At 47.3% G+C, this 9,583-nt stretch carries 8 protein-coding genes; 6 read left to right on the forward strand and 2 right to left on the reverse strand.

The window, feature by feature from the left end:
* Positions 1-336: 336 nt before the first annotated feature.
* A complete protein-coding gene (locus tag LQV63_RS30710; protein WP_233699569.1) occupies positions 337-1,794 on the reverse strand; it encodes a serine hydrolase in 1,458 nt (485 codons plus the stop codon).
* A 63-nt stretch (positions 1,795-1,857) separates the two neighbouring features.
* Positions 1,858-2,457, reverse strand: a complete 600-nt coding sequence (locus LQV63_RS30715; RefSeq protein ID WP_019424172.1) for a TetR/AcrR family transcriptional regulator — start codon at positions 2,455-2,457, stop codon at positions 1,858-1,860.
* A gap of 360 nt (positions 2,458-2,817) precedes the next feature.
* On the opposite strand from LQV63_RS30715, the gene LQV63_RS30720 reads away from it, so the two are divergent.
* From LQV63_RS30720 to LQV63_RS30745, 6 genes are all read left to right on the forward strand, one after another.
* On the forward strand, positions 2,818-3,936 hold the full coding sequence (locus LQV63_RS30720) for a sugar ABC transporter substrate-binding protein (RefSeq protein WP_233699570.1): 1,119 nt from the start codon (positions 2,818-2,820) through the stop codon (positions 3,934-3,936).
* A gap of 93 nt (positions 3,937-4,029) precedes the next feature.
* Positions 4,030-5,544, forward strand: a complete 1,515-nt coding sequence (locus tag LQV63_RS30725) for a sugar ABC transporter ATP-binding protein (protein WP_233699571.1) — start codon at positions 4,030-4,032, stop codon at positions 5,542-5,544.
* Position 5,545: 1 nt separating this feature from the next.
* Positions 5,546-6,541: an ABC transporter permease gene (locus LQV63_RS30730; RefSeq protein WP_233699572.1), complete on the forward strand. Its 996-nt coding sequence runs from the start codon at positions 5,546-5,548 to the stop codon at positions 6,539-6,541.
* Between the two features lie 21 nt (positions 6,542-6,562).
* Entirely contained in the window at positions 6,563-7,789 is a 1,227-nt protein-coding gene (mtnK, locus tag LQV63_RS30735; protein ID WP_233699573.1) for an S-methyl-5-thioribose kinase, read from the forward strand.
* Positions 7,790-7,804: 15 nt separating this feature from the next.
* On the forward strand, positions 7,805-8,890 hold the full coding sequence (gene mtnA, locus LQV63_RS30740) for an S-methyl-5-thioribose-1-phosphate isomerase (RefSeq protein WP_233699574.1): 1,086 nt from the start codon (positions 7,805-7,807) through the stop codon (positions 8,888-8,890).
* Positions 8,891-9,146: 256 nt separating this feature from the next.
* On the forward strand, positions 9,147-9,431 hold the full coding sequence (locus LQV63_RS30745) for a DUF4183 domain-containing protein (protein ID WP_233699575.1): 285 nt from the start codon (positions 9,147-9,149) through the stop codon (positions 9,429-9,431).
* Positions 9,432-9,583: the final 152 nt, after the last annotated feature.

Raw genomic sequence — 9,583 nt, forward strand, 5'->3', positions numbered from 1 at the left:
CGTTGTTTATAAAGAAATCACTTATCAAAAGCATCCACAATGAATAGACATTCTCGTTTATCCAGTGTTTTGGGTCCTGTCCCGCAGCAATCGCTGAAACACAGCCCAATCCACTGGACGAAATACAGTCTACTTGCCAATTAGGTGCTCGCTCCATGGATTCTACTGTACGTTTTCCAATGGGACTTACTTCCATCGCAGAAAATAAGGTAGTTGACATTCAACTTGATAAAAAGGGGGACTGTAGTCTTAAATGACACTGAGTCCCTCAACGGGAGCCAATACTATCAACTAATCAGCTTGACATTGTGTACTATAAAGACGCTAATTTTGCAATCAGGAATCGTCGCCTTCATTCTGTTGTTTGACGAATACAATCTCGCTGACGGTCGGTTCCAACGGCAGTTGAAGGCTCTGAATGTCTCCCTCCTCATTCCGTGCGAACGTCACATCCATGGCTCCATCTTCGGTGCGGAACTTAGTCTGATCAAGCGGGATCAATCCCGACATAAGAGTACGATATTCCATAGACAATTCCTGCCCCAATCGGTGAATGGTTATGCCGCCATAGGCAGGATGATGGTAATGACCTGTGTAATCGTCGAATGGGAAAAGAGGATCATAACTGGGCTTAGGCTCCGCAGGTTCTGAGGGAGCGTTCATGTCGTCTATCATTTTTCTCATTTTCGCTTCCTCCTGCTTAAATCTTCCCGTCCAGTCAATAGGCTCCTTGGCTAGTAATTGATCATAAAGCGTATACGCGAGGCAATCCGGCAAATAGGAACTGTCCCGGTTGGCCAGCACAACGATCCCAATCTCATCTGCGGGCATAAACGATACATGAGCGGTAAAGCCATTATTCTTTCCGCCATGATGGACAAGCTTATGCCCGCGGTAAGTGTCAATGATCCATCCAAGACCATAAGCGGAATAGGGCATCTCTGGAAAATGGAGAAGGTGACCTGGGCCTATAACAACCTGCGGCTGATGCAATTCCTGGACCAGTTCCTCCGACAAAAGTCGATGGCCTTGAAAGCTTCCCTGATTAAGCTGCAGAGAAACCCAAGCTGCCAAATCCGCAACGCATGTGTTGATGTCTCCCGCAGCGCCCGCTCGGTCTGCCGTAAACGGAATTTCTGCGATTCCATCCTTTGCAATATCATACGGCAATGAATAGTTGGCTCCTGCCGTTGTATGCGCAACAGAAAAATTGCTGTTCTTCATGCCAAGCGGCGTAAAAATGTTGCTCTGCACCCATTGTTCCCAAGGCGTTCCTGTGATGGACTCGATCAAGCAGCCCGCAATAAAAAACATGGCGTTGGAATATTGCCATGCTTGACGAAAAGGCAGACTGGGCTCTAAATACCGAAGCCGTTCGAGCAATTGCCGGTCTGTCAGTTCGGGCTTATAAAACAAAAATTGGTGGTTAGGAATCCCGGAACGATGACAAGCGATATCCCGGAATGTAATAAGTTCTGTCGCAACCGCGTCATGCATGCGGAAGTCCGGCCAATACTGCTTCACCGGCGCATCCCACTCAAGTTTGCCTTCTTGCACAAGCATCGCCAACACCATTGCGGTAAAGGATTTGGCTGAAGAGCCAATCGCAAATATCGTTTCCGTGTTTACCGGCAGTTGCCGGGCAACATCCCTCAACCCGAATCCGGAACGGAACAATACATCCTGCTTATGTATAACGGCGACAGCAAGTCCGGGTACTTCGAATTCCCGCATCGTTTTTTCAATGTGAGCCGCGATTCCAGACATTCGTTCTAAGTAAACCGACTTCTCCATGTTAATCACTCCATTTCATAGTTTACAAACCGAACGACCGGTCTGTTTTTGTGTGAAAAAAATTTATTGTTTCTCTTTTTTTGCGATACCATGTAAAAAAACGGAAATCGCCGTGTGATGCAACGCGCGAAGCTCATTGAGCTCCAACTCGTAGCGTGCCGCGCCTAGACCGGCAACGAGTGCGAATAAAATATAAGTGATTTGTTTTCCGTCACATTCCTCGAATTCCCTGTTGGCGATGCCTTCCTGGATGACGCTTTGGAACACATCGCGCTGTTTGTTCGTGGCGACTACGATCTGTTCTACGATAACGGGATCTGCTGTTTGGCTGCCGCTAAATTCTTCTGCCGCTTGAATAAGCGGATTTTGAAAATCATCGACACTATGATCAGCTAACCCATGCAATTTCTCCGCTGCTGTCGCGTATAAGTGTTCTTTTTTGGCCCAATGCTCAATCCATTCGTCCACCTGCTCTTCAATTAAATAAAGAAACAACCCTTCCTTGCTTTTAAAATGATGATATAAATTACCTTTGCTGCTTCCAGATGCGGCGATAATATCTTCTATGGATGTCGCAAGGTAGCCTTTTTGTGAAAATAATTCCTTTGAGACCGCCGCTATCCGCTTTTTTGTCTCCGATGTTCTCCGTTGACTCACTTTCATCTTAATAAGTTGACTCCTTTATCATATTACTCGAACAAACAGAACGTTCGGTCTGATAAAAGAATAACATTCTTTTTTTATTAACGCAATTGGTTCCTCATAAAGTTTTCCATACCCAATGGAAACTATAATCCAAAATGTTGTTTTTGGAACAAGTTAAACCAGATTCTTATCGCGATTTTAGCGTGCAACAAATAACAATCAAAATAATAATGTATTAATCAACACAAAACAATATAAAACAATAAATTTTCATTGCGATCTGGGTATGAAGGTGGTAGTATTTAATCAACAACAGGTTTTATGACTTCTTACATAGGACCTGCGGATTTATCTACTACGTTATAAGGGGTGCAGGAGATGAAATTCAAAGTTTTTACTAGGTTTGTCGTAACATTGATGGCCGTAATGCTTGTCGCTGCCGGCTGTTCTACCGGGGGAGACTCTTCGCAAAGCAAACCGAACGTGGATAAAAGCAAAATTGAAAATCTTCCTCAGCCTATCGCCAGCAAAGATGTGAAAGTGATGGTCATCCGCAAAATCGGAGGCGACGATCATACGGCACAATATTTAGCCGGCGCGAAACAAGAGGGGGAATCGATGGGATTTACGGTGGACACGTTCTCCGCCAACGGCGATACAGCCAAATTCCACGATGCGATCGCCCAAGCATTGGAGAAGAAATACGACGGAGTCATTATCTCCCACGGGGATGACGCTGCAACGTTGGATGATGTCAAGAAGTTGACGGATAAGGGGATTCCTGTCGTCACGTTTGACTCTAATCCAGATCTGGCTGCGCTCAACGGTGTCACGTTGACGTCGCAAGATGATGCACAGCTTGCTCAGTTAGCGCTGGAAAGCATGAATCAGCAGCTAAATGGAAGCGGTAACATTGTGTATTTATGGGTGGACGGGTTCCCGCCGATGGTAAGCCGCAATGGCGTGTACCAAGACTTTTTGAAGAAGAACACAGGCATCAAGGAAGTAGAACGCTTCGGTGTAGCGGCATCCGACACATCTGTACAGACGCAGAACGCTGTATCCGCGATGCTGACCAAGCACGGAAAAGGTGAAATTGACGCTATCTTCGCTACATGGGACGCATTCGCTATCGGAGCGGCACGGGCCGTGAAGGAAGCAGGCCGAGACGAAATCAAAATATACGGCATTGACGTCTCGAACGCCGATTTGCAGCTGATGCAAGAAGAGAAGAGTCCGTGGGTAGCGACTGCTGCCGTGGATCCGAAAGTCATTGGTGCCGTCAACATGCGTCTTATCGCCAAGAAGATTGCAGGCGAGGAAACACCACAAAAGTTTGATTTGAAGCCGACGATGATTACGCAAGTGCAATTGAACTCCGCAGGGGAAACGGTGAACATGGAAAGCCTTAGCACGATTATCCCGGGCTGGGGAGTAAGCAAAGATTTTGACGAAAGCTGGATGCAAGCGCTTAAGGAAGCGTACACATCCAAATAGAAAGGTGACGGAGGGAAGCGTTCAAGCGTGCACAATCGTTAGATACGTAATTGACAACGCTTACCCTCCCGAATCCGTACAGGAGGTGGAGAGATGATTGAGCAGCAAGCGATTCGCCTGGATATGAAGCAGGTTACCATCGAGTTCCCGGGTGTGAAAGCGCTAAACAACGTAGATTTTACAACGGAGAGCGGAACCTCCCATGCTCTCATCGGTGCGAACGGGGCGGGTAAGTCGACGTTGATGAAGGTGTTGTCTGGAGCTTATAACCATTACACGGGAGCAATATGGATCGACGGCCAAGCGGTGCATATCCGTTCGCCGAAAGATGCCAAAGACTTGGGAATCCAAATCGTGTATCAGGAAGTAGATACGGCACTTATTCCTTATTTGACCGTTGGCGAAAATATTATGCTAGACGATACGGTCAACGATATGGGGAAAAGGCAATGGATGAACTGGAAACGCATACACAGCAATGCCAAGGCGACACTCGAGCGCATGAACGTAAAGGTATCGACGAAAAAACTAGTCAGTGAGCTGACGCTGGCAGAGAAACAAATGATTTTGATCGCGCGAGCGATAACGAAGGAGTGCCGATTCCTTATTCTAGATGAGCCGACCGCTCCACTCAGCCATGCTGAAACGGAAGAGCTATTCCGCATTGTGAGAGATTTGAAGAAAAATAATGTCGGAGTCATTTTTATTTCGCACCGTCTGCCAGAGTTGTTTGAAATATGCGATGACATTACGGTAATGCGGGATGGAGAATTCGTCATTAAAAAGCGGATTGCAGACACAAATCAAAACGACATTGTGGAGTACATGCTCGGTAAAAAATTAGATGATCAATTTCCGAAAGTGCCGATTGAAATCGGAGAAACGAACTTTGAAGTGAAAGGCCTGTCGGACAGCGATAAGCTCAGAAACATCGATTTTTATGTACGGAAAGGTGAAATCATCGGTCTCGCAGGACTTGTAGGGGCCGGCAAGACGGAACTGTGCAAAGCGCTCTTCGGTGCGTCGCGCGTCGTGTCTGGCGAGCGCGTGCTTCAGAAGCGGAAGCTTTCCATTCGAAATTGTAATGATGCCGTGAAGCAAGGTCTTGCCCTCGTGCCGGAGGAACGGCGCAAGGAAGGCATACTCGTGCTTGAATCGGTTGTTAGCAATTTGACGGTTGCCAATCTGTCGAAGTTTTGCGCTTACAGCACATTTCTGCAGTTCGGTAAAGAAAAAAAAGAGGCTCAGCAGCTCATTCAAGATCTGGGCATCAAGACACCGAACGAACAGGCAAAAGTTAAAAATTTGTCGGGCGGAAATCAACAAAAAGTGGCGATTGGAAAATGGCTGACGACCGAAGCGGAAGTTTACATTTTCGATGAACCGACCAAAGGCGTTGACGTCGGGGCGAAAAAAGACATTTTTAAACTCATTTCACAATTGGCGCAGCAGGGGAAAAGCATTATTTATGCTTCCTGCGAGCTGTCGGAAATCGTCGGCATTACCGATCGCGTATACGTGCTGTACGATGGTGAGATCGTGAAGGAGCTCCAGACGAGCGCTACCAACGAAGAAGAATTATTGTTCTACTCGACGGGAGGAAAGTAGCATGAGCACAGGTCAACAGCGTCAAGTGAAGGCGGCCAAGTCTTTCGATTTCTTTGATTTTTTATATAAATACGGGACGATTGTAACGATTTTAATTCTAATCGCCGTGTTCGGCACGATGTCCAGCAGCTTTCTAATGCCTTCTAATATCATTAACATTTTGCGTTCGATATCTATTGTTACGATCATTTCTATCGGGATCACGATTTCATTGTCAGTGGGCGGCTTCGACTTGTCGGTCGGCTCCGTAGCTTCATTGGCTAACGCTGTCGTCATCTCCATGTTTGTCTGGCATTCGCAAAATTCATTCATCGGCATTATTATTGCCGTTGCGGTCTGTCTCCTTGCGGGGCTTCTGAACTCTTTCATGATTGTCAAAATGAAAATTCCGGATATGCTGATGACTCTGGCGACGATGTTCATCATTCAAGGGGTTGCGCTCACTTATACGAGAGGGGCGACGGTATCACAGAACATGGTTATGCCGGATGGCACCTTCGCTCAAGGGAAAATCAGTGCGTTCTTCTCGAAAATCGGCCAAGTACCGTGGATTATTATCATTATGCTAGTCGTCGTTGTCGTCGTTCATATTTTCCTGAATTACACGAAGCACGGCCGTTACATGTATGTAATCGGGGGAAATATGGAGGCAGCCAAGCTGTCAGGAATTCCTGTCAACAAATATCGTGTGCTTGCTTATGTGCTATCGGCCGGCTTTGCGGCGGTTGGCGGCATTATGTTGGCATCCCGTGTCATGACGGCTGAGGTCAATGCGGGTGCGCCGTATTTGATGGATGCAGTTGCGGCGGCATACATCGGTTTTTCCGTAGCCGGCGCAGGCAGACCGAATGCGTTCGGAACATTCGTCGGGGCGATTCTCATCGGTATACTGCAGAACGGTCTCGTTATGATGTCTGTTCCTTATTATGCGATGGACATCGTGAAGGGAACCGTACTTGCATTTGCGCTAGCTTTAACCTATTACAAACAGAAATAACGGTTGTAGGAGGAGATAGAGATGAACGATTTCAACAATTATTTCACGATGAAAGAAAGCAATGTTATTAATTATGCGATGAGCCAGCTGGATTACTTTGCTCAGGATGCCGTGCTGTCATGCAAGGAAATCGGGGACGGAAACTTGAATTACGTATTCCGGGTCGTCGATGAAAATACGCAGCAGTCGCTTATCATTAAGCAGGCCGGTCCGGTCGCCCGCATCTCGGATGAGTTCAAAGTATCGCCAGACCGCAACCGGATAGAGAGCGAGATTTTGAAAATCGAATATGATCTGGCTCCTGGGCTTGTGCCGCAAATATACAAATATGATGCCGTCATGAACTGCTGCGTCATGGAGGACTTGTCCGACCATGAAATATTGCGCACCGCTTTGCTGAAGCATAAGCAGTTCCCGCTTTTTGCGGAGCATATCTCGACCTTTATGGTCAATACGCTGCTGCTGACGACGGACGTTGTCCTGAATCATAAAGCGAAGAAACAGCAAGTCAAAGATTTCATTAATCCGGATTTGTGTGAAATTACCGAAGATTTAGTATATACGGAGCCATTCTATGATTGTCCGCGGAATGATGTGTTTGCGCCGTTGCTCCCGTTTGTAAAGGAATACTTATGGGAGGACGAAGCGCTGCTCCTGGAGACGGCGAAGCTGAAGTTCGAATTCATGAGCAACGCCCAGTCACTCATTCATGGTGACTTGCATACGGGTTCCATCTTTGTGAAGCCAGATTCGACCAAAGTCATTGATCCTGAATTCGCTTTCTACGGACCGGCTGGCTATGATGTGGGTAATGTCATTGCCAATCTTATCTTTGCCTATGTCAATGCGGACAGCGTGATGGAGGAAGGGACGGAGAAGGAACGGCAAAAAGACTGGCTCATTTCCACAATTCAAGATATTATTGATTTATTTAAAGAGAAGTTTCTGGAAACGTGGGCTGCTTCCGCAACGGACAAATGCGCTGCTTACAAAGGCTTTGATCAATATTATCTCGAAATGATCTTGCGGGATACGGCAGGCGTTGCAGGGCTAGAGTTGTGCCGCAGAACGTTGGGCCTCGCTCATGTGAAGGACATCACCTCCATTGCGGACCATGCCGCGAGAGCGCGGGCGGAGAAGATGTGCATCGTCATGGGCAAGCGGTTCATTATGGAGCGCCACAACATGAAAGGCGGAGCTGACTTTGTTAAGGTGATTGCAGCAGCCGGCGAGGTTTACAGCAGATAAGGAGGTTATGAGACGATGGGAGATAACAACATGACTGCCACAATGATTCAATCGGTAACTTTGGATGATGCGAACGACACGCTGGTCATCTTGGACCAGACCTTATTGCCCAATGAGAAAGTATTTTTGCAACTGAAAGAATTGAAGGATATTTGGGACGCGATCTACCATTTGAAGGTGCGCGGAGCTCCGGCCATTGGCATTGCGGCAGGATACGGCATGTATTTGGGCGTCAAGGCTTCGGCAGCGGCGACATATGAAGAAATGGCTGACGATTTTAAACGGGTAAAAGAGTATTTGGGATCGTCTCGTCCGACGGCTGTAAACTTGTTCTGGGCGTTGGATCGGATGGAAGCGCGCTTCATGCAAGAGCAAGGCAAAAGTGTAAGCGAGATTAAAGAAGCGCTGAGACAGGAATCGGAAGCGATTCGTGCTGAAGATGAGCAAGTGTGCGAGCAAATTGGCGAATACGCCTTGTCACTGCTGCAGCCGGGATGGGGCATACTGACCCATTGCAACGCCGGGGCGATCGCTACGGCAAAATACGGCACCGCGCTGGCGCCCATCTATTTGGGAGAAGAGCAAGGATACCGTTTTAAGGTGTATGCCGATGAGACGAGACCTTTGCTGCAAGGCGCGCGCTTGACGGCGTGGGAGCTTCATGAAGCGGGCATCGATGTGACGCTCATCTGCGACAATATGTCTTCCATTGTCATGAAAGAAGGCAAGATTCAGGCCGTTCTGGTCGGTTGTGACCGGGTAGCTGCTAATGGAGACACCGCGAATAAGATCGGGACGTCGGCGGTGGCGATTTTGGCGAAGCATTACGGCATCCCGTTCTACGTCTGTGCGCCGTTGTCTACGGTCGATTTGCAGTGCGCTACGGGCGATGATATCCATATCGAATTAAGACCGGATGAAGAAATAACGAGCAAATGGTATGAAAAACCGATGGCGCCGGAAGGTGTCAACGTATATAACCCGTGCTTTGATGTGACGGATCACGAGCATATTACGGCGATCATTACGCAGAACGGCATTGCTTATCCGCCGTTCGCGGATAGCCTCCTTGCCATGTTCGCGAAGAAAGACAAAGAATAGGACGAATCAGCGCATCATACGAACAAAGCCCGGCTCACTGCAAATGAGCCGGGCTTCTTTGCAGTGAACCGGGCTGAAAGTTGGGAAGTTATCCTTATCCTTTTGTTTCAACCAGCTTTTAAATGAAAATATATCATTTTACCATGTCAAATATAGTGACATCTCTGAAAGTACTTGCATTTAATATAACATACAAGTCGTCCGATCATTGATGATTTGTACAGCACTAAAATAGTAAATAGGAGATGTTAATGAAATGGCAATTATCAAACCGTTTATTGCGGGCAGAAGATTTGTATCCACTATAGGAGCAGGTACGGGAGCGGGGGCCACATTTGCGATTGCAGCTACAGCATTTACAGATGATACAGGCGCGGCTGCAACTGCATTCCCTGCCTCACCTGCCTTCTACAACCTTAGTATTAATGGTGTGCTCCAATTAGCTAGTACTTCAACAGCAACCACAACAACGTTGTCAATACCGGGTGGAGATGTACTTGACCCTGCTACCCCAGTTACTGTGGAATTTGTTGTAACGTAATCGTTTTGAACATATCGTTGGAATAGGATGTGGCACTCCCGTAATCGTTGTTGTGTGAATTACTGTTGGACAAGGGCTGTACTAGAGGTAGGCTTCTACTTGATATGCTCCCCTTACGGTAGACAGGTGAAATAATAAAACCTGTGTATGGG

The sequence above is a fragment of the Paenibacillus profundus genome (assembly GCF_021369635.1).
GTDB classification, from domain to species: domain Bacteria; phylum Bacillota; class Bacilli; order Paenibacillales; family Paenibacillaceae; genus Paenibacillus_B; species Paenibacillus_B profundus.

What these genes read in the sequence shown, in the direction of transcription:
- LQV63_RS30710 (WP_233699569.1), bottom strand. Translation starts at nt 1,794, where the DNA reads ATGGAGAAGTCGGTTTACTTAGAACGAATGTCTGGAATCGCGGCTCAC.
- LQV63_RS30715 (WP_019424172.1), bottom strand. Translation starts at nt 2,457, where the DNA reads ATGAAAGTGAGTCAACGGAGAACATCGGAGACAAAAAAGCGGATAGCG.
- LQV63_RS30720 (WP_233699570.1), top strand. Translation starts at nt 2,818, where the DNA reads ATGAAATTCAAAGTTTTTACTAGGTTTGTCGTAACATTGATGGCCGTA.
- LQV63_RS30725 (WP_233699571.1), top strand. Translation starts at nt 4,030, where the DNA reads ATGATTGAGCAGCAAGCGATTCGCCTGGATATGAAGCAGGTTACCATC.
- LQV63_RS30730 (WP_233699572.1), top strand. Translation starts at nt 5,546, where the DNA reads ATGAGCACAGGTCAACAGCGTCAAGTGAAGGCGGCCAAGTCTTTCGAT.
- mtnK (WP_233699573.1), top strand. Translation starts at nt 6,563, where the DNA reads ATGAACGATTTCAACAATTATTTCACGATGAAAGAAAGCAATGTTATT.
- mtnA (WP_233699574.1), top strand. Translation starts at nt 7,805, where the DNA reads ATGGGAGATAACAACATGACTGCCACAATGATTCAATCGGTAACTTTG.
- LQV63_RS30745 (WP_233699575.1), top strand. Translation starts at nt 9,147, where the DNA reads ATGGCAATTATCAAACCGTTTATTGCGGGCAGAAGATTTGTATCCACT.